This window comes from Pectobacterium aquaticum (assembly GCF_003382565.3).
Taxonomy (GTDB): domain Bacteria; phylum Pseudomonadota; class Gammaproteobacteria; order Enterobacterales; family Enterobacteriaceae; genus Pectobacterium; species Pectobacterium aquaticum.
This window is the reverse complement of the sequence record NZ_CP086253.1, coordinates 3,482,332-3,502,250: the sequence shown is the minus strand read 5'-3', so window position 1 is coordinate 3,502,250 and position 19,919 is coordinate 3,482,332. Positions and strand designations below refer to the sequence as shown.

General features: G+C 50.0%; 17 protein-coding genes, 2 pseudogenes and 1 riboswitch. Of the genes and pseudogenes, 6 read left to right on the top strand and 13 right to left on the bottom strand.

Annotation, left to right across the window (positions count from 1 at the left end; translation table 11 throughout):
• Nucleotides 1-48 precede the first annotated feature (48 nt).
• The 4 genes from DMB82_RS16240 to DMB82_RS16225 all read right to left on the bottom strand — a co-directional run bounded on the left by DMB82_RS16240 (nt 49) and on the right by DMB82_RS16225 (nt 4,033).
• Complete coding sequence (locus tag DMB82_RS16240) at nt 49-1,176, bottom strand: ISAs1 family transposase (protein WP_102119602.1); 1,128 nt, start codon at nt 1,174-1,176, stop codon at nt 49-51.
• Nucleotides 1,177-1,489: 313 nt separating this feature from the next.
• A complete protein-coding gene (locus tag DMB82_RS16235; protein ID WP_116155485.1) occupies nt 1,490-2,674 on the bottom strand; it encodes an MFS transporter in 1,185 nt (394 codons plus the stop codon).
• A 2-nt stretch (nt 2,675-2,676) separates the two neighbouring features.
• Nucleotides 2,677-3,240 carry an RBBP9/YdeN family alpha/beta hydrolase gene (locus DMB82_RS16230; protein ID WP_116155486.1) on the bottom strand — a complete coding sequence of 188 codons (564 nt, stop codon included), beginning with the start codon at nt 3,238-3,240 and terminating at the stop codon, nt 2,677-2,679.
• A 7-nt stretch (nt 3,241-3,247) separates the two neighbouring features.
• Entirely contained in the window at nt 3,248-4,033 is a 786-nt protein-coding gene (locus DMB82_RS16225) for an arylamine N-acetyltransferase family protein (RefSeq protein WP_116155487.1), read from the bottom strand.
• Nucleotides 4,034-4,434: 401 nt separating this feature from the next.
• Here DMB82_RS16225 and DMB82_RS16220 point away from each other — a divergent pair.
• A pseudogene (locus tag DMB82_RS16220) lies at nt 4,435-4,718 on the top strand (transposase); the annotation flags it as partial.
• Between the two features lie 128 nt (nt 4,719-4,846).
• Here DMB82_RS16220 and ubiK read toward each other — a convergent pair.
• On the bottom strand, nt 4,847-5,137 hold the full coding sequence (gene ubiK, locus DMB82_RS16215; RefSeq protein WP_039472052.1) for a ubiquinone biosynthesis accessory factor UbiK: 291 nt from the start codon (nt 5,135-5,137) through the stop codon (nt 4,847-4,849).
• Between the two features lie 201 nt (nt 5,138-5,338).
• Nucleotides 5,339-5,528, top strand: a riboswitch (FMN riboswitch).
• A 127-nt stretch (nt 5,529-5,655) separates the two neighbouring features.
• Between ubiK and ribB the strand changes: the two genes are divergently transcribed.
• Nucleotides 5,656-6,309: a 3,4-dihydroxy-2-butanone-4-phosphate synthase gene (ribB, locus tag DMB82_RS16210; protein WP_102118232.1), complete on the top strand. Its 654-nt coding sequence runs from the start codon at nt 5,656-5,658 to the stop codon at nt 6,307-6,309.
• Nucleotides 6,310-6,396: 87 nt separating this feature from the next.
• On the opposite strand, the gene tehB is transcribed toward ribB, so the two are convergent.
• From tehB to norV, 3 genes are all read right to left on the bottom strand, one after another.
• On the bottom strand, nt 6,397-7,257 hold the full coding sequence (gene tehB / locus DMB82_RS16205; protein ID WP_116164996.1) for an SAM-dependent methyltransferase TehB: 861 nt from the start codon (nt 7,255-7,257) through the stop codon (nt 6,397-6,399).
• Nucleotides 7,258-7,359: 102 nt separating this feature from the next.
• Entirely contained in the window at nt 7,360-8,511 is a 1,152-nt protein-coding gene (gene norW, locus DMB82_RS16200; protein WP_228400008.1) for an NADH:flavorubredoxin reductase NorW, read from the bottom strand.
• A 7-nt stretch (nt 8,512-8,518) separates the two neighbouring features.
• Nucleotides 8,519-10,048, bottom strand: coding sequence for an anaerobic nitric oxide reductase flavorubredoxin (gene norV, locus DMB82_RS16195; RefSeq protein WP_116165000.1), 1,530 nt, complete (start codon nt 10,046-10,048; stop codon nt 8,519-8,521).
• Between the two features lie 165 nt (nt 10,049-10,213).
• Between norV and norR the strand changes: the two genes are divergently transcribed.
• Nucleotides 10,214-11,764, top strand: a complete 1,551-nt coding sequence (gene norR / locus DMB82_RS16190) for a nitric oxide reductase transcriptional regulator NorR (RefSeq protein WP_116155490.1) — start codon at nt 10,214-10,216, stop codon at nt 11,762-11,764.
• A gap of 396 nt (nt 11,765-12,160) precedes the next feature.
• Here the strand turns inward: norR and DMB82_RS16185 are convergent.
• A pseudogene (locus DMB82_RS16185) lies at nt 12,161-12,403 on the bottom strand (fumarate hydratase C-terminal domain-containing protein); the annotation flags it as partial.
• A 160-nt stretch (nt 12,404-12,563) separates the two neighbouring features.
• On the opposite strand from DMB82_RS16185, the gene DMB82_RS16175 reads away from it, so the two are divergent.
• On the top strand, nt 12,564-13,016 hold the full coding sequence (locus DMB82_RS16175) for an acyltransferase (protein WP_116165002.1): 453 nt from the start codon (nt 12,564-12,566) through the stop codon (nt 13,014-13,016).
• Nucleotides 13,017-13,047: 31 nt separating this feature from the next.
• Here the strand turns inward: DMB82_RS16175 and DMB82_RS16170 are convergent, their stop codons facing one another.
• Complete coding sequence (locus DMB82_RS16170) at nt 13,048-13,629, bottom strand: hypothetical protein (RefSeq protein WP_226887661.1); 582 nt, start codon at nt 13,627-13,629, stop codon at nt 13,048-13,050.
• A 25-nt stretch (nt 13,630-13,654) separates the two neighbouring features.
• Between DMB82_RS16170 and DMB82_RS16165 the strand changes: the two genes are divergently transcribed.
• Nucleotides 13,655-14,863 (top strand): IS256 family transposase, encoded by a 1,209-nt coding sequence (locus DMB82_RS16165; protein ID WP_228400007.1) that lies wholly within the window; start codon nt 13,655-13,657, stop codon nt 14,861-14,863.
• A gap of 208 nt (nt 14,864-15,071) precedes the next feature.
• Here the strand turns inward: DMB82_RS16165 and fumA are convergent, their stop codons facing one another.
• Together fumA and DMB82_RS16155 are read right to left on the bottom strand one after the other, a co-directional pair.
• Entirely contained in the window at nt 15,072-16,715 is a 1,644-nt protein-coding gene (gene fumA, locus DMB82_RS16160; RefSeq protein WP_116155491.1) for a class I fumarate hydratase FumA, read from the bottom strand.
• Between the two features lie 491 nt (nt 16,716-17,206).
• Nucleotides 17,207-18,085, bottom strand: coding sequence for a LysR family transcriptional regulator (locus DMB82_RS16155; RefSeq protein ID WP_102118238.1), 879 nt, complete (start codon nt 18,083-18,085; stop codon nt 17,207-17,209).
• Nucleotides 18,086-18,224: 139 nt separating this feature from the next.
• Here DMB82_RS16155 and DMB82_RS16150 point away from each other — a divergent pair, with 139 nt between their 5' ends.
• Nucleotides 18,225-18,695 (top strand): multidrug/biocide efflux PACE transporter, encoded by a 471-nt coding sequence (locus DMB82_RS16150; protein ID WP_116164901.1) that lies wholly within the window; start codon nt 18,225-18,227, stop codon nt 18,693-18,695.
• 318 nt (nt 18,696-19,013) lie between these two features.
• On the opposite strand, the gene DMB82_RS16145 is transcribed toward DMB82_RS16150, so the two are convergent.
• Nucleotides 19,014-19,793 (bottom strand): L-threonylcarbamoyladenylate synthase, encoded by a 780-nt coding sequence (locus DMB82_RS16145; RefSeq protein ID WP_102118240.1) that lies wholly within the window; start codon nt 19,791-19,793, stop codon nt 19,014-19,016.
• Nucleotides 19,794-19,919 lie beyond the last annotated feature (126 nt).

Below are 19,919 nucleotides of genomic sequence, written 5' to 3'. Positions count from 1 at the left end.
ATTTTCTGTTCTATGAGCAGTTCACTATCAGGGCGTCCGCATGAGTGATCAACATTTAACCATTGACGTTAATCCAGCCATAAGAACTTGCTCCAAGAACACGGGTTTCATCATGCAGCGTTTTTGTTTCATCGGTACGCTAATCTTCGTTGGCTCGGCTCTGAGCATGTTCAGCGCCATGTGCCTTAACCCTGCCAAGTTTTCTGCGGCGTTTTCTCGGTAAATCTGGCAAGCATCCTCTCGCATACTGACATCTAAAATCCAATGCATGGACTCGATACCCCAATGGGCCCGTATCGCATCTCCGGCCTGCTCTGGGGTTAGTTTGGCTGAACTGATGTAGTAGCGGTACTCCAACTCTGGCGCTTTGCCTTTTGCTGCGCGGTAACTTTCGACCATGACTATGCTGGTTAGCCCGAGCCAGGCAGAGAAATCCCCAACCATATCACTGGCATCCAGTACATGGTAAGTGCGTGCCTCCACTCGGCTTTTCTGCTTCTCAACTTGAGATATGCCCCTGTCAATTGGCGCGCGCCGATGTGGGGTAAAAGCGGCCTGTATCGCTGCCGCTAACTTGCCTTGATTGCCCTTAACTGCCAATAAGTAGTCGCCACCTTTGCTCGTAATCGCCTTGGCAATCTTGGTCTGACAGGCCATCGCATCAATTGTCACGATGGCACCTCGCAAGTCCAACATCTGAATCAGCGCGGGTATCGCGGTGATTTCATTGCTTTTAGCATCAGTTTTAAGCTGGCCCAATACGAGTTGGTTGGCGCTGGCATAGGCACTTACCATATGGATGGTGCTTTGCCTGTCGTCTCTGTCATAAGAGCCGCGCAAAGTCTTGCCATCAATAGCGACGACTTCACCACAGGTTAACTTGTGCACGGCTTTCATCCAGGCGAGAAAACAATCGCGGAATTCAGCGGGCTCAATATTTGAAATTAGGCGAGCAAAGGTATCATCAACGGGCACACCTTTTTCAAATAAGCCCTGTTTAAGGAACCAGTCATGATGGCCGAGAACGTACTCACGAATGTCAGTCCAGCCCTGGCCTCCCGCTATCACTGCGCAGATTGAAGCAAACAAAATATCAAACAGTGGGTAATCCACTTTTGCGCTTTGTCGTTCATCGCGGATGATACTGAAATGCGCTTTGATGGTATCTAAATTCATGGTCACTCCTCAAAAGAGGAGCATAAGATCATAGTCGACTCGTCAGGTCAATGTTGACGTCGAATTGTGCAAAAAACGTTCATGATCTTGCCCTGCTCCTTCCATGCTTCATGCAAACGAAATGGTAGAAGTGACTCACTAAAGTCTTTTTTTAATACATCAAACTCAAGGTCTGAATATTCTGAATGTCTGTTATTGACCGCTGCCCTACTTTTCCATAATAAGGAAAGCTTTTTCAACATTATAGCAACGTTCTCACTATCAGGGATCACTACATTAGTATTCATAAATTATGCCTCAGCTCATGTAACTGTTAATTACTATTTTTAACTCGAATCATGGTCATAAAAATGGAACCAGTGAGTGCAAGTACAGCTGAAATTACAAGAGCATTTTCCCAATGGCCACTATCAAGAATTTTTCCATAAATGACTGCCGATAAAGCACTCCCGAGATAGAAAGAAAGTTGGCGTATACTTGTCGATAATAGTGTTCTCTCTTTCGCGAACCCCGTAATAGCAAGCGTATCAAGAAGTGGCATCAGACAATAATTAAGTAAAAGCCTGATAAAATACAAAGCGATAAAAACCGCAACTGACATATGGAGAGACTGAGCATAGATGCATATGAATGTTAGCACTCCAGCGATAATGACAGTTGGTTTAAGGGAAAATCGTTTAACCAACAAAGGCGCAAAAATTGCTCCAACAATACTAATGACTTTGTCCCCCCCCATTATAAGAGAGATTTCACTGACATTCATTGAATACGCAAGATTGAATACAATATTAATGAATCGAAATATCAAAGTAATAGAGCCGCCAAGCAAGGAAGAGGCAACAAATAGCACAAAAAAATTAAACCATTCAGTTTCCCTACCCCTTGAAATTTTTATTCCCTCTTTGTCTGGTTCAACAATTCCATCTAAAGATCTCAATCGGAAATAAATCATCAATATGGCAGAAAAAAAAGATGCCACTAGAATAAACTGATAGTTTACTAGATTAGCCGCACGAGAATAATAAGTTATTAGGCTAACTATAACTGATCCCACCATAGCTGCCCCCAGATAGGAAATGAAGAAACAGCTAAATAGCGCAGTACGGCTACTTGCTTCAACATTTGATCCTACCAATGAATTTCCGAGCGATAGCAACGCAATCATGCCAGATAAGATCAACCCTAACGTTAGTGCACTCGCAGTTATTGTTGTCAAGAAGGGGAGTAAAATGAAAGGGAATGCATAAATGAAGGAAGAATAGATAAGAAGACTTTTCTGAGAAACTTTCTTACTCAGATAAATCAAAGGCACTACTGCTGCGGCCATCATTATCATTGCAATGGCGTAAATATGCCCTGTATCTGATTTATCAATCCCACGAATTTCCAGATAGAAATTATAAACAGCATCAAACATGCCATTACTTAGCCCCATTAAAAAAGTCGCAATCAGGAAATTCCTAACCGCAGGACTAAACCTCTCTATTTCTTTTAACATTTTTATTCTTTTTCTCCCTTTCTGATTAATTTCCTACCTGTAAACTCCTCAATTAGTTTTTCCCCAGTCAGCCATTCACCGTATCCTGCAGCTGTATGAATATGTCCAGCACCAGGAATTACTTTTATTTCACTTCCCCATGCGGAGGCCAGCTCATGAGCTCGTTGCAATGAAAGATGCTCGTCGTTATCGCTACAAATCAGAAGGGAAGTTATAGAAAGGTTCTTGGTAGGTAGCGGCCTTTGCTGACGAATATCCTCCAGAGCATCCTGAGCGTCAACGTCAGCAAGCGCAACCATAACTGCATAGATGACCTTCTCACTGGCGTAAGATTCTGCCCATTGGGCTACGCTAACAGCGCCACAACTATGCCCGATTAGCACGATGTCACCTGTAGTATTCTTTATTGCCTGATCCAGACGCTCTACCCATGTCTGGCGACAAGGATTATTCCAATCATCCTGTATGACACGGATAACATTCGTATACTTCCTTTCCATGTAAGACTGCCAATGTTCAGGACCAGAGTTAGTATAGCCAGGGACAATCAGATAAGTAGTTTCCATTCATTCCTCACATATGGGGTAATTTTTCAGGTTCGATATTGATCCCAAATCGAGATGAAAGAAGTAACGATAGTTCTTCTCGGTTTGCTATTTCGTTTGAAGAAGAAGACAACCCATCGACCTCAGTGAAAATGTTGTTGCGTATACTTATACGCCCATTTTTCGTTGGCATACTTGCCACATTGTTCATGTTGAGGAGACTATTTGGTGAATACAAAGTATAGAAATACGCCATATCAACATCTTCAATCGTTGTTTCAATATCATGAAAAGCATAAATATCTTCCCACAATGCATCCGGTTTACTATTTTCTTTCACTGAGACGATCCATCCATGCTTGTGACATTTACTTACACGAGAAGAAAGAAAAGAATGTTGGTGCTCATACCCATCAGCTAAAAGTAAAGGGGCCCTTGGGCCTTTAGCCCCATAACCAATGTCGAAGATCCAATCTTTCTCCTCTATTGAAATAACGAATATCTGGTGGGTTGCAGGGGTAAATATCGGTGTTAACAATCTGGCCAATCGGCACCTATATATAAATCCAACATGTTCTAGAAAAGGTTTAAGCAAAACAGAAAATTCAAAACAAATCCCTCCTCTTCTATTTCCTAAGATGGATTCGGCTATAGTTAAATAACTAATTCCCTTGGATGCATTTTCTTTCATGCTCATATTTTCAAATGGAATTGAATATATGTGAGCACAATGCAATTTAAAAAGATAACTTACATCTGAAATAGTAGGGGCGGAAATATTTATACGAGAAGTGAAACGTAGCAAATCGTTCATAAAACTCTCCATGTATTTCCTACAGTTGCTAGATAACCGTAACCATAGATTCCATTGAAATGTACGAATTGAAAACGTGATAATACGGCTTAATTTGCAGTATGCAATGTTAAAAATCATGATTTATTTTGTAAAAAAACATTACTTGCTTTGTGGGGGGGGAAAACATACATATCTCATTGATTCTATATAATATAGTTAATAATTATATAGTTATCACTATATGAATTTTTATTTAAACGAAATAATTAAAAATTAAAATAATTACGTCATGTTATTTATAGGTATTTATTAAATGCTCCGGTGATCAAAGATAATATTACGCCCAACAACACCGAAGCGGGTAAGAGCAACAGATTAGGCCATGTAGTGGTCATGGAACAGGTTGTCGAATGGCAGGCAGGAACTGGCAGGCGAACTGGGATAATTTGTCCACGTTATTCGCTTACCCACCGGACATTCGTAAAGCGATCTACACGACGAATGCTATTGAGTCGCTAAACCGCGTGATCCTGCATGCCATCAAGAAACGAAAGGTGTACCCAACAGATGACTCTGCGAGGAAAGTGGTGTGGCTAGCGATCCAGTCGGCATCAAAAAAATGGACGATGCCGATACAAAACTGGCGGCTGCCGATGAGCCGCTTTATTGTCGAGTTTAGTACCGCCTAGACGGTCATTTCTGAGAAAGGCATTTACACAGAATCGTGTACAGGGTCCCGTGACTGTCGCTGGCGCAGAGTAGGGAATCGAGCAACGCCCTGATTAGGGCGTTGTATCGCGATGATGACGAGCTGTTGTGATGAAACGAGTGTTATGACGATTGGTCGTTTTCTGGCGCTGCGGCGGGCTTTTCTTCCGTAGACAGTTTCGCTTCCAGCTCGGTCATACGCTGTTCCAGGCGAGCAATCTTCTCGCGCGTGCGGAGCAGAACCTGCGTCTGAATATCGAACTCTTCACGGTTCACCAAATCCAACCGGGTCAGCTGTGCCTGCAAGACCTGACGAATTTTTTTCTCCACATCATCACCCAATTCCCGGATACCTTTTGGCATAGATTCATGCACTTGACGGGCGATTTGCTCAATCTTCTTTGGGTCAATCATGTCGCTTTCCTGATTAGGTTATGTAAGTTATTACTATAGCAAGTGTAATGGGTATAAATAAAATCTGACATCGGCTTTGCACATATTCAGCATGGTTTTACTGTAATTCAGAATAGTTTTACTGTAATCCAGCAGACGTTTTGCCCTATTTCCTGTTGTGGATCAATTGCCCTATCGAGGTATTAGCGTTATAGTAAACCCGCTTATTCTCAGGGCGGGGTGTAATTCCCCACCGGCGGTAAACCAGTGAACGCAGTCTCTGCGCACTGGAAGCCCGCGAGCGCTCTCGCTGTGTTTTCCGGTTTTTTATTATCGGTTTCGCAACGTGGGGTCAGCAGATCCGGTGTAATTCCGGAGCCGACGGTTAAAGTCCGGATGGGAGAGAGTAACGGTATCTGTCGAGCTATATGCTCGCTCGCGTTATTTTTGTTAGCTATTACTATGCAACCAGTAGTAATGGTTACTCCTCAAGCTCGCCCTGATTCTGGTAATCCATAATAACATTGAGGTTTTTTACCATGAATCAGACATTACTTTCTGAATTTGGCAATCCTACCGAACGCGTAGAACGCGCACTTGATGCATTGCGTCATGGCCGCGGCGTGCTGGTGTTGGATGACGAAGATCGTGAAAACGAAGGTGACATGATCTTTTCCGCTGAAAATATGACTGTTGAACAAATGGCGCTGACGATTCGTCACGGCAGTGGCATTGTGTGCCTGTGCCTGACGGAAGAGCGTCGCCAGCAACTGGAATTGCCGATGATGGTGGAGAAGAACTCCAGCCATTACCAAACGGCATTCACCGTGACGATCGAAGCCGCCGAAGGCGTGACGACGGGCGTTTCCGCTGCCGACCGCTTGACCACCATTCGTGCCGCGATTGCGGATAACGCCAAGCCGAGCGATCTGAATCGTCCTGGTCACGTATTCCCGCTGCGTGCCCAGCCGGGTGGCGTGTTAACTCGCGGGGGGCACACTGAAGCGACGGTCGATCTGATGACGCTGGCGGGCCTGAAGCCGTCTGGTGTTCTGTGTGAACTGACGAACGATGATGGTTCAATGGCGCACGCGCCGGAAGTGATCACGTTTGCCAAACAGCACGATATGCCGGTACTGACGATTGAAGATCTGGTGGCTTACCGTATTGCGGCAGCGCGCAAAGCCAGCTGATTCACGCAGTGTATAGAAATAAGAAGGGCCGAGTAATCGGCCCTTTTGTATTTTATGGAGTCAGGTTTTTTAACGGCTAATCGGTGCTTACGGCTTTCTTGCCAGCAGCGTGGCGAAGCGCAGTTTGATGCGGTTACCCTGCGCATCAGTCTTGTGCAGTTCGCCCATATCCTCGTTGTACTTGAGGATCTCCCAATCGGCGTAATAGTTCTTCAGCTCGTTTTCTTTAAAGGTGAACGAGAAAGGCATTGGGCACGGACAATCTTCCGTCGACATCGCGGCGATAATCAGGTTATAGCCGCCGTTAACGGTGCTGTTCTGCATATTGCTGATGATGTGCGGAATACGATCGCGTTCCAGGAACATCAGCACGACGGTCGACAGGATGAAGTCGTACTGTTCTTTGATTTCCGCCAGATTGATGTTGTAAACGCCAGCCCGGATGTTTTCCAGCGCTTCACTCTTGATGATGTTATTCAGCGAATCAATGCTTTGCTCGTGCTTATCACAGGCCGTGACATCAAACCCGCGCAGGTTCAGGTACAGCGCGTTGCGCCCGCCACCGCAGCCTAAATCCAGCGTTTTGCCTGGTTTGATGTGCTGCACGGCGTTGATCACTTCGGAATGGGTACGCGTCAGACCGTATTTTTTATGGTAAAAATCTTCCGCGGAGCAGAAAAAGCTGAGCTGACATTCCAGATCGTCAGAGAACGAGACGATGCGGTGCCACGCCTGTGGCTCAACAAACGGCGGCTGGTTCTGTTCGGAGAAGTGAAACGTCTCCAGCGTCTCGCCGTCTTCGGTCAGCATGGAGAAGGCCATTTCCCCTTTCTGCACGGTCAATTTTGCCCAGGTGCCTTCCTGCGTGTTGTGCTTTTCCTGAAACGCGGCAGGCAGCGTCTGGCTGTTCCACTGCGGCATCTTCTTATAACAAATGAGATCTTGCATTTTTACCTCTGTAAATTCCAAAAGCGATGGCCGTATTCTATTAATCCGCACGCAGGCTGACCAGAAAATATGTATTTTAAATGCATTATTTATTTTGCTGTGTCAGGCCGTGGTTGAACTCACGGTGGAAAGCTGCCGCAGCAGCGGAAATGCCTCTTTCATCCGCTCGCCACCGACCACAAAGGCGCGCAGCATTTGCTGACCATCCAGCGCTTTCGCCACCATCCCCTGTGCGTTCCATTCCTGCTGCCAGTGCAAATCACTGCTGGTGGTATCGCCAGCCATCTGTAAAGGAAACAGCGGCGTTTTGATTTTAACCAGCATCGGCGGCAGCGTTAGCGTCTCGCTGGCACCCAGCAGGTTTTTCGCCAGCGTAATCGCGCTGAGCTGAATCGGTTGCAGGAAGGGCAGGAGCTTACCGCCAATCTCCGCACAGTCGCCCAGCGCATAAATCTGTGGGTCGGTGGTCTGTAACTGCGCATTGGTCTGAATGCCTTTCTGCACAGCCAAACCCGCCGCTTTCGCCAATTGTGTGTTGGCCTGCAAACCGATAGCGGAGAGTATTTCGTCTACTTCGACAGCGCGGCCATCGGTAAATGTAGCCTGTACGCCGGTTTCGGTTTTCTCCAACTGTTGCAGGGTCGTGTTCAGCAGCAGCGAAACGCCCTGCTGCGTCAGCGTGAATTGCAGGCGCGCGCTGACTTCGGGCGGCATCAACGCGGGCAGAATGCTGTTGGCGCAGTCTACCAGCGTGACCCGTTTTCCTGCGCGGCCCAAATCCATTGCCAGCTCGGTTCCGATGAGTCCGGCACCGAGCACCAGTACGCGTTCAGCCTGCCAGAGCCGACTTTCGTGGGTGCGGTATTCCTGCTGACTATTGAGCGTCAGCATATGCTCGCGTCCCGGAATCGGCGGCACCATCGCGCTGGCTCCGGTTGCGAACACCAGTTTGTGGTAATCGTAACGATCCGTGCCGCAGATGACCTGTTGTGCATGGCGGTCGATGGTGGTGACACGCGTATTGGCCAGCAGCGTGATACGGTTTTCTTCGGCAAACGCGGCTGCCGACAGTTTGGTCAGATCGTCGGCGTGCTGTTGCAGGCTCATCACATGGCTTAAATCCGGCTTGTTGTATTCATCGCCGCTGTCGGCGGTAATCAGGCGGATAGGGCTGTGAGCATCCTGCTTGCGCAACTGTCGGATGAGCTGGCGGGCGGCAAAGCCCGCGCCAATAATCACGATATCTTTCATCATCCTCTCCCTAGCGAATCGGATTGAAAACGTCTTTACCCAGCCCACATTCTGGGCAGAGGAAGCTGTCTGGTACGTCCGACCATAGGGTGCCAGGGGTGACATCCTGCATCGGTTCGCCGAGCGCCGGATCGTAGATCCACTGGCAGACGCTGCACTGCATACAGCCGTTTTCTGACTGTACCGCTGGCTGTGCGGTTGACTGTGGCGCAGCGACTTCATTGCATCCGCAGGCGCTCTCGGCTGGGGCGCTCACATTCTGCGGGGCGGTGGTGGTTTGCGGTGCCGCAGCGGTCTGTTTTACGGGCGAGATGACGCGTCGGGCTGGTGTGTTATCCAGCGGATGCAGCGCCCACTGACGCGCAATTTCGCGGCCGTGTTCGCGACAAATTTCCAGCGCGGAACCGTCAGGACGCCACTTGGTTTTCAGCGCCAGCGTGGTTTCAAAACCGGCGTCCATCAGTCGGGTTTGAACGCGGTCTACCGCGCCGCCGTTCCAGCCGTAGCTACCAAATGCCGAGGCTTTCTTGTTTTGGAAGCGCAGGCCGGTGATCTCTTCCAACATGGCCGCGACCTTCGGCATCATCACGTTATTCATGGTGGATGAACCGACTAGCACGCCTTTCGAGCGGAAGACCTGTGTCAGAATTTCGTTCTTGTCGTGACGAGCGACGTTATAGATTTTCACCGCGACGCCGGGATCGACATCGTTGATGCCTTGCGCAATGGCATCGGCCATCATGCGGGTGTTATTGGACATGGTGTCGTAAAACAGCGTGATACGATCTTCCTGATAGCTGTCCGCCCACTTCAGATACCGGTGGATGATCTGGGCCGGATCGTCACGCCATACCACGCCGTGCGAGGTCGCCACCATCGACAACGGCAGGTTGAAGCCCAGCACTTCGTGGATCTTGGCGGTGACTAAGCGGCTGAACGGCGTCAGAATATTGGCGAAATAGCGCTGGCACTGTTCGAACAGTTCGGTTTGATCCACTTCGTCATTGAACAGGTGCTCATCGCAGTAGTGCTGACCGAACGCATCGTTACTGAACAATACGGCATCCTCGGTCATGTAGGTCATCATGCTGTCCGGCCAGTGCAGCATTGGGGTTTCGATAAAGATCAACTGTTTGCCGTTACCGATATCCAGTGTGTCGCCAGTTTTGACCGTGTGGAAATTCCACTCAGGGTGGTGATGGTGACCGGTAATGGAATCGATCGCATTGTGGGTGCAGTAAATCGGCGTGTTGGGAATACGCGACATCAGCTCGCTCAGCGCGCCAGCGTGATCCTCTTCGGCGTGGTTGATCACGATATAATCAATCGTGTTCAGATCCACTTCCGCCATCAGGTTTTGTACAAATTCACGGCTGAATTTGTGATCGACGGTATCGATCAGCACGGTTTTTTCTTCGCGGATCAGGTAGCTGTTGTAGCTGCTGCCTTGCAGCGTCTTGTATTCGGTGCCGTGAAAATCACGGACTTCCCAGTCGCGTTGTCCAACCCAGTGGATATTGTTCTTAACGTGAATTGTCATGTTCTGAAACCTCAGTAGTCATAGTCGGGGATATGCTGTAGAGATTGCAGGAAGTGTGCCAGTTTTTAATTTATTGATTTATATGGTTTTAATAAAACGTCATTGTCAAAATGACATTGTTGCTCTATTGTCCTAATGACACAGGCTCTGTCATTAGGACACACCATGACGCTCTCTATTAACGCCCTTGCTCGTATTGCTATCGAGCTGCAAATGGGGCTATCAAATCAGGACCGTTTCCAGCGCTTAATCAACAGCCTGCGCCAGCTGCTGCGCTGCGATGCCTCTGCGCTGCTGCGTTACGAGAATCAGCTGTTCCGTCCGTTGGCGATCGACGGTCTGGCGCCGGACGTGCTGGGGCGACGCTTCCGTCTGTCCGATCATCCCCGTTTGGAGGCGATTGCCCGCGCGGGTGACGTGGTGCGCTTTCCGGCGGACAGCCAGCTTCCCGATCCGTATGACGGTCTGATTCCCAGTCAGGAAGATCTTAAGGTACATGCCTGCGTTGGCTTGCCGCTGTTTGCCAATCAGAATCTGATCGGCGCGCTGACTGTGGACGGTATGGATCCGTGTCAGTTCGACCATTTTAGCGATGAAGAACTGCGGCTGGTGGGGGCGATGGCGGCGGCGGCGCTGAGTAATGCGCTGCTGATGGAACGCCTTGAGCGGCAGTTGCCCGCGCCGGTGCGGGCCGAAAGTCCGGCGGCGGAAAGCGTGGATGAAATGGTTGGGCTGTCGGAACCGATGCAGCGGCTGAAGAAAGAGGTCGATATCGTCGCGGGTTCCGACCTGAACGTGCTGATCATGGGAGAAACCGGCGTCGGTAAAGAGCTGGTGGCGCGGGCGATTCATCGCGGTTCCAGCCGGGCAAGTCATCCTCTGGTGTACCTGAACTGCGCCGCGCTGCCGGAGTCGGTAGCGGAGAGTGAGTTGTTTGGTCATGTTAAGGGCGCGTTTACCGGAGCGATCCATCATCGAACCGGCAAGTTTGAAATGGCGGATAACGGTACGCTGTTTCTGGATGAAATTGGCGAACTGTCGCTGACGCTACAGGCGAAGCTGCTGCGCGTATTGCAGTATGGCGATCTCCAGCGCGTGGGCGATGACAGCAGTCTGAAAGTGAACGTGCGCGTGCTGGCGGCGACCAACCGCGATCTGCGGCAAGCGGTGCTGGATGGGGCTTTCCGTGCTGACTTGTTCCACCGTCTGAGCGTGTTTCCGCTGTCTGTACCACCACTGCGTGAGCGCAGTCAGGATGTGGCGCTGCTGGCGGGGTTCTTCTGTGAACGCAGCCGTGTGCAACTGGGGCTGGCACGGCTGGCGTTGACGGCAGACGCGGGCGCGCTACTGGAACAATACGACTGGCCGGGGAATGTGCGCGAGCTGGAACACGCCATTTATCGTGCCACTGTGCTGGCGAGAGCAGGGCAGGAATCGGGCGAGGTGCTGTTGGGGCGTGAGCATTTCAATCTTGAACTTCCCGCTCAACCTGCTCATTCCGCCACGGGATCGTCGAATGCTATCGAGATAGAGCCAGCCTATTTCATCAGTGGCGGCCTGCGGGAGGCAACGGACGACTATCAGCGCCGGATCATCCAACAAACGCTGGCACGCCATGAGGGCAACTGGTCATCCTGCGCCAGAGAACTGGAAATGGACAGCGGCAACCTGCACCGTCTGGCGAAGCGGCTAAAAATTAAAAAAGATGTTTTTTAATTCGGCAGCTATCACTTTTAGATAAAAAAGATCGCTGATTTTTAGTGGCGTAAAAGGGGCTGAACCGAAAGAGGCTTTCAGGATGAGCCGCATGGATGCGGCGAAAACCAGTGCCGCGTCGGACAAAAACGTCAGAGACGTTTTTGAACAGCACATGTGCTGGCCCGAAGGGCGAGTCTCATTTATGAGACGAGTCATCGCGTCACTGGTGGTCCGTTAAAAAGCCTCTGGCGGTGAAGGTATCGCGTAGCGACCCCGTTCCGCCAAAAAGCCTGAGGTCAAGGAGCAGCGGCGATTGGCTGCTCCTTGTCGGGTGCGTGCAGAGAATCTGCATGAAAATACCGATTGTTATCGCACACGAAATATCGCCTAACTTCTAACCGCCGTAGGGCTTCCTTAACCGCACTTCACGCACTTGGCGCTCTGAATCACCTGGAAGAAATCGTTGCCTTTATCATCGACCAGAATAAAGGCTGGGAAATCTTCGACTTCGATTTTCCAGATGGCCTCCATTCCCAGTTCAGGGTATTCGACGCAGGTCAGGCTCTTGATGCTGTTCTGCGCTAGAATCGCTGCCGGGCCGCCGATGCTGCCAAGGTAGAAGCCGCCGTGTTTATGGCACGCGTCGGTCACCTGCTGAATACCAGCGTACTTGATGGAATGAACAACAGGATCAAAGTGATAAAACAGATGGCATACGAATACTGGGATAACGACTACTTTTTTATGAAGATAAAAGCAGCGTTCCCCAGTAAAGTGCGATGAACCTTATTAATTAGACCTTATTCTGGATAATTCTATGAAATTGTTAGAAAGCGAAATTCGCGACGTGATTTCAGGAAATAACGTCACCATCATCAGACCTGCCAATATTTATGAATGTGAACTCAAGGATAACGTATTCATTGGCCCTTTTGTTGAGATACAGAAAGGGTGTCTAATTGGTAGTGGTAGCCGGGTTCAGTCACACACATTTATCTGTGAAAACGTAACATTAGGCATGAACTGCTTCATCGGCCATAACGTGACGTTCGCAAACGATCTGTTTCATTCCGGTGTGCCGGACCCTTCACCGAATAACTGGATCACCATTTCCCTCGGAGATTCGGTCATTGTGGGAAGCGGAGCCACCATTCTGTCGCCATATATATGCAGTGGTTCCGTCATCGGCGCAGGTTCCGTCGTGGTTAAACAGATTGAGGTAAAAGGGATTTATGCAGGAAACCCAGCAAAATTAATCAGGCTATTATGAAAAGTAAAAGGGCCTGTTACGGCCCTTTTTATCAGAGATAGATTTGCGAGTATGGTAGATATGCGGAAATGGATTCTTGTGGTTCTTTACCAACTGCCGCCCTGTATTCAGCGTCAGTGATATCACCTTTGCTAAGCAAATGACTGAGAACTTCTCTCCCCAGCCCTGACAGTATCTGTATTTTTGCAGTACTGAAATCAAACATATTATCTATCATACCTGGCTCCGGAGTTACCGGCGGCCTAGCCAGATAGCCAGGTTTAACCACACTGGTAATGATGTTCCAGTAAGAGGAAAAGTCCCTAGAAGGATCTGGGATGAGGCCCGCCCGCAACCCTATACGGATGGTTTCCAGCCAGCTGTCATAAAAGCGTTTAACATGCAGTGAAGCCATGTGTTCAGCGCACCAGTCCTGCATAACAATTTTCTCCGGAAGTTCTGAATTCCCAGTGAAAACATTAATAACCCATTGGCTGATAATATCAAAATAGGGAAATGCAGCACCGAAACCAGCAGTATCTACAGGAGGATTGATGACAGCGAGAGTAGGATCTTCCGTCCAAAAAGAGCCTGTACATAAATTTGTGTAATTGCCTGATTTTGATATGTTCAATCCAACATCAAAAGCAGGTTAATTTATGGACGAAAAACAATTACAGGCACTGGCTAACGAACTGGCCAAAAATCTCAAAACACCTGATGATCTCAGCCAGTTCGATCGCCTGCTGAAAAAAATCAGTGTTGAAGCCGCCCTTAATGCTGAAATGTCCCACCATCTCGGGTACGAGAAAAACCAGCCCAAAGCGGGTCTTAACGCACGCAACGGTTATTCCACAAAAACTGTCATTACTGGCGATGGCCCGCTCGAACTGCGTACTCCGCGCGATCGTGACGCCACCTTCGAACCTCAGCTCATCAAGAAAAACCAGACGCGCATCACGCAGATGGACAGCCAGATTTTATCTCTGTATGCCAAAGGCATGACCACACGGGAAATCGTCGCCACGTTCAAGGAAATGTACGATGCTGATGTCTCACCCACACTGATATCCAAAGTCACCGATGCGGTTAAAGAGCAGGTTACTGAGTGGCAAAACCGGTCATTGGATCCGCTCTATCCTATTGTTTATCTTGACTGTATTGTGGTAAAAGTTCGTCAGGATGGCAGTGTGATTAACAAAGCCGTGTTCCTCGCTCTGGGCATTAATACCGAAGGTCAGAAAGAGCTGCTGGGGATGTGGCTGGCAGAAAATGAAGGCGCAAAGTTCTGGCTAAGTGTGCTGACAGAGCTTAAAAACCGAGGACTTCAAGATATCCTGATTGCCTGTGTGGACGGATTAAAAGGCTTCCCTGATGCGATAAACAGCGTTTACCCTCAGACACACATCCAGCTGTGCATCATCCATATGGTGCGCAACAGCCTGAAATACGTATCATGGAAGGACTACAAAGCCGTTACTGGTGGACTGAAAACAGTGTATCAGGCTCCGACAGAGGAAGCCGCACTGATGGCACTGGATACGTTCGCGGGTCTCTGGGACGATAAATACCCGCAAATCAGCAAAAGCTGGCGTGCGCACTGGGAAAATCTCAACACCTTCTTCGGTTACCCGCCCGATATCCGCAAGGCCATCTACGCCACGAATGCCATTGAGTCACTGAACAGCGTGATCCGACAGGCGACAAAGAAGCGTAAAGTGTTCCCGACAGACGACGCAGTGCGGAAAGTGATTTATCTGGCGATTAAAGATGCCTCAAAAAAATGGAGTATGCCGATCCAAAACTGGCGGCTGGCGATGAGCCGCTTTATTATCGAGTTCGGTGACCGCCTGAGCGATCACCTTTAATACGGTGGCAGTTACACAGAATTATTTACAGGCTCGCCTCTGGCGGTGAAGGTATCGCGTAGCGACCCCGTTCCGCCAAAAAGCCTGAGGTCAAGGAGCAGCGGCGATTGGCTGCTCCTTGTCGGGTGCGTGCAGAGAATCTGCATGAAAATACCGATTGTTATCGCACACGAAATATCGCCTAACTTCTAACCGCCGTAGGGCTTCCTTAACCGCACTTCACGCACTTGGCGCTCTGAATCACCTGGAAGAAATCGTTGCCTTTATCATCGACCAGAATAAAGGCTGGGAAATCTTCGACTTCGATTTTCCAGATAGCTTCCATACCCAGTTCAGGGTATTCCACGCAGGTCAGGCTCTTGATGCTGTTCTGCGCCAGAATCGCTGCCGGGCCGCCGATGCTGCCGAGGTAGAAGCCGCCGTGTTTATGGCACGCGTCGGTCACCTGCTGGCTGCGGTTGCCTTTCGCCAGCATGATCATGCTGCCGCCGTTGGCCTGCAATAAATCAACGTAGGAATCCATACGGCCAGCGGTGGTTGGGCCTAACGAGCCGGACGGGTAGCCTTCTGGCGTTTTCGCCGGGCCTGCGTAGTAGATCGGGTGATCTTTGATGTACTGCGGCAGGCCTTCTCCGTTATCCAAACGTTCCTTCAACTTGGCGTGAGCAATGTCACGACCCACGATGATGGTGCCTGTCAGGGAAAGACGGGTGGATACCGGATACTGCGACAGCGTTTTCAGAATCTCGGCCATCGGACGGTTCAGGTCGATTTTAATCGCATCGCCTTCGCCCGTTTCACGCAGGTGTTCAGGGATATATTTCCCCGGATTCTGCTCTAACTGCTCCAGCCAGACGCCCTTGCGGTTGATCTTGCCTTTGATGTTACGGTCAGCGGAACAGGACACGCCCATACCGACGGGGCAAGAGGCGCCGTGGCGCGGCAGGCGGATAATTCGCACGTCGTGTGCAAAGTATTTCCCGCCAAACTGTGCGCCCAGACCCAGATCGCGCGCGGCTTCCAGAATCTCTTGCTCCAGCGCGACATCGCGGAACGCCTGACCGTGCTCGTTGCCTTCGGTCGGCAGTTCGTCGTAGTACTTGGTCGACGCCAGCTTAACGGTTTTCAGCGTGGTTTCTGCCGAGGTGCCGCCAATCACAAACGCGATATGGTACGGCGGACAGGCCGCGGTGCCCAGCGAGCGCATTTTCTCGATCAGGAAGCTTTTCAGCTTACCCGGCGTCAGCAGCGCTTTGGTTTCCTGATACAGATACGTCTTGTTGGCTGAACCGCCGCCTTTGGTGACGAACAGGAATTTATAGTCTTCGCCTTCGGTACTGTAGAGGTCAATCTGCGCGGGCAGGTTGGTGCCAGTGTTGACCTCTTGGTACATATCCAGCGCGGCGTTTTGCGAATAGCGCAGGTTGTCTTCAATGAACGTGTTGTACACGCCTTTGGACAGCGCTTCGGCATCGTTACCGCCAGTCCAGACGTTCTGGCCTTTTTTACCGACGATGATCGCCGTACCGGTATCCTGACAGGTCGGCAGGATGCCTTTGGCGGAAATTTCTGAGTTGCGCAGGAATTGCAGGGCAACGTATTTATCGTTTTCGCTGGCTTCGGGGTCGTGAAGAATATCGGCAACTTGTTGCTGGTGAGCGGGGCGGAGCATGAAAGAAGCATCGTGGAAGGCTTGCTGTGCCAGAAGGGTCAATGCGGCTGGCTCGATCTTCAGGATGTCCTGACCTTCAAACTGTGCGACAGAGACAAAGTCGCTGCTCAACAGGCGATATTCGGTATCATCTTTACTGAGTGGAAAAGGATCTTGGTAATAGAAGGGTTTATTCGACATTTTTTTCTCACTTGCAATTGCATCAATTAGTAAATTTTCACCTTATAGGATTCAGCATCTTATTATTAAGGCGTATTACCGCAGCACTACAGGGATGTCTCGAATACAAAAGTAGTAATCACCATAATAGTATGGTTTTTTGTCGGGAAGTACTACTTTGGTACATCACAATAATAATGATGTGCGTGTTATTTTTTCCCCGTAGCAGACACGTGGAACGGCGACATGGCATAGGTTTCCTGTGTGCGGACGCCACGGGAAACGGCACGCGATTTAACGTGAAAATATTCCTCTTTCAATTGGCTTAATTAAGTAAAGTAAATGGTGAAATTAAAAACAATAACCATTTAATCTTTAATGTTATTCGTTGGCGATATAAAGAAACCGTTATTGGCTTTTTATCGCTTCATGAAAAAACAGACCGATCACAAAAGCCACGGTGCGGTGGTCGATGTGATGACTGATATAATGTTGCCAATCCAGTGACGGAGTTATGGCGGCGTAGTCTCTTGTTGGGCAAGGAGATTGTCGATCATCCACAGCCCAGCAGGGCCGGGCGGATGGGGTTTGGACCAGACAACGTCTACGTCGATCCACTGCGGCCAGCCTGCGACAGGCAGCTCCACCAGTTTCCGCTGGTCATATTGCGCCACCAGCCAGCGTGGCAGAATGCTCCAACCGTGCCCCTGCTGTGCCATTTCCAACAGCATAAGATAAGACGGCGCAGACCAGACGATCCCTTCCGGTTGCAGCCGATCGCTGCGTTTATAGGTATTGAGATAGAGCTGGCGGACTGTCGCTAGCTGGCTGCGCGTCACGGTTTTTTCCGTTGCGAGCGGGTGCGCTGCCGACACAAAGATGGCCATTTCGGTCTTAACCTGCAAACGCGCGGCGGCAATATCGGGCGGGTAATCCGTTTGGGCGCGTAGTAACCCGACATGCGCACGGTTTGTTTGCAGCAGATCGATCACGTCATCGCCTTCCGCAATCAGGCATTCAAATTCAATATCGGGAAAGTGATGGGCGAAACGCTGAAGCACGGGTTCGTAGTGGGTTGCTTGCCAGATATCGGACAACACAAACGTCAGGCGGGGTTCGATATGGTCGGCTAGGCGAATCGCCAACTCATCCAGCTCTTCGCTGGCGGATAAGATCGCCTGTACGTGGGAAAGCACTTTTCTGCCCGCCAGCGTGAGCACCGGCTGGTGACTGGAGCGATCAAACAGCGTCAGCCCCAGATCGGCTTCCAGATTAGCGATGGCCGCGCTGATCGTGGACTGGCTTTTATGCAAGCGTCGTGCGGCGGCGGAAAACGAGCCCGCATCAACGGTGGTAACAAAAGCCAGCAGGGATTCCGGTGAATATCGCATTGTGTCTCTATCGTTTTTATCGATGGAATCTAACTGTACTCTACCACCTTATACGATGAAAATAAGGCTGTAATACGATGCCATCCATGGTCATGGCGAAAATTGACCCGTAACTCGCAATAAATAAAGTGAATGTGTTATGCAGAACAAAACCAGTAAAACCTTACGTGAGCGTGTGTACCATGCGATGGGCTTTGAGCTCATCGCGTTGACGATCTGTGCGCCAGCGGGTGCCTGGCTGCTGAATAAGCCGCTCTTCGATATGGGCGCACTGGCAATTATGCTCTCCAGCGTCGCGATGATCTGGAATATGATCTACAACTCGATATTCGATCGCCTATGGCCGGTGGATCGCGTTAAGCGTCGGCTGCCGGTTCGTATTGCTCACGCGCTGGGGTTTGAAGGCGGCTTTATCCTGATTGGTCTGCCGCTGGCGGCGTGGATGCTGAACGTCACGCTGTGGCAGGCGCTGATGGTGGAGATCGGCTTCTTCCTGTTCTTCCTGCCGTACACCGTGGTGTATAACTGGGCCTACGATACGCTGCGGGAACGCATTGTGAACCGCCGCCATCACGCTCAGCAGGTCTCAGCCAGTTCTCGTCTGCGCTAATTCGTCTACGTTAATTTGCCTGTGTTAACTCTGCGTTACCGGTGTGTCAGCTTAACGCTCTGATACGCCGGTAGCTCAAGCGCTCGCCATAAATACCAGGATGCCACCGTACGATAAGGCTGACATTGTAGGCCCAGCGCGTATTGATAGCGCTGAGATGAGTTTTGGCGCGCTGCGTGAAATCTGCTGGCAGATGGGATGGCATAAACGGCTTCCGTAATGAGAACGCAAAGGACAGAAAACGAGCATAGGAGATTGCCGCATAGCGCGCCATGTAGGAAGGGCTATTTCAGCGGCAGGCTATGCCGCTGTTACGTGCTAATAATAATCGCCGTGCCGATAGTCCCAGGTGGTGAAGGTATCAGACAGTAGCGACATCACCTTGTCCACATCCAGCCCCTTGCGTATCAGCGTCGGGCACGGGTACACGTTCCGCCTCCCTTTTTGTTCCGGCACCAGTTGACCTTCTGTATCCACCATCGACACCATCACGCCTTGCTCGTAGCGTGTGTCATGGGACTTATTTGGCTGGATAGATTTCACGTAATCGTCGGCTTCGATAATCAGATCGGCAAAGGCACTAATACGTTCACCGATCCCCTCCACCTCGCCTCGGTTGCCTTTACCTGACGGGTTAGCTGAACTGGCAAAGGTTAATTTTCCATACTCTTCCCACAGCGCCTGCGTGAGGATTTCGCTCGGTTTACCGAATTTAATCACGAAACAGCTGGTTTTGCGATCGTCCATCATCAGCGCTTTCGAGCCATCTTTGGGGATACGCGCTAATGCACTGTCGTGCCAGGGAAGGATGCAGCCCAGCAGCACGTCGGCGTCCCAATGGCGCTGATATAACTGTTCGATTTCTGGATTCAACTGTGCCAGCACTTTCAACTGGTCAATGGAGCCACACAGCACTACACCCGGCTTGTTTCGGTTGCGCTGTTTGGCGTCAAATTTGCGCTCCAGCCCTGCTTTATCTGAAGCCATGATGATATAACCCACCTTGGTTGGAGAAACGATGATTCCCCCGCCGCGTGACATAATTTGCACCGCATCATCATGCAAACCGCCATTCCAGTGAACTTTACTTCCGCTCATGTTGCCCCCTGATTGTAGAGAAAAAACGGAGTCTCACTGTGTACCATTTATTTGCATGACATATTTGTTTGAAAAGTAACCAATAATGTCGACGGAAATATCAACATCGGGGCGATCCGAATGAAA